The organism is Peribacillus sp. P4_C12, from assembly GCF_056402095.1.
On record NZ_JBFUIB010001223.1, the window covers coordinates 1 to 508 of the forward strand.

General features: G+C 35.8%; 1 protein-coding gene. It reads right to left on the reverse strand.

Translation table 11 applies throughout. The features are described from left to right. Positions 1 to 129 precede the first annotated feature (129 nt). Positions 130 to 508: NAD(P)H-dependent flavin oxidoreductase (locus AC1DUW_RS32245; protein WP_477644641.1), on the reverse strand; the 379-nt coding region annotated here is incomplete at its 5' end.

Below are 508 nucleotides of genomic sequence, written 5' to 3' on the forward strand. Positions count from 1 at the left end.
ATATTAACGACAAATAAAGAAATCATTTTATATAGAGTTGCTAAATAAGTCGCATTTACTATTCATCTATAAAAAATAGAATAGGAAATCATATGCGTTTTCCTAATTCTATATGAAAAGCTTTGTTGATCAAGTTCGAATCGATTCGACACGATTTTGGATATATTCCAACGAACCTTTAGCTTCATGAACGATTTGTTTTAAAAGTTCATCAACTGTTTTGACTTCCTTAATTAAACCGACTGATTGACCGCATGACCAGATCCCTCCGTCTAAATTACCTTCAAAGTAGACGCTTTTACTTCTTTGTCCCGTTATTAACGGGATTAATTCTCCTAAAGTGGCTCCCTCATTTTCTAGTCGGTCGACCTCTTTACTAACAGTATTTAACGCTACACGCGAAGGACTTCCTATATTTCGCTGAATGACGATTGTATCCGATTCATTTGCTGAAACCATCCAGTTCTTCACGTTATCATGAATAGGGGCTTCCTTCGTAGCCATAAAG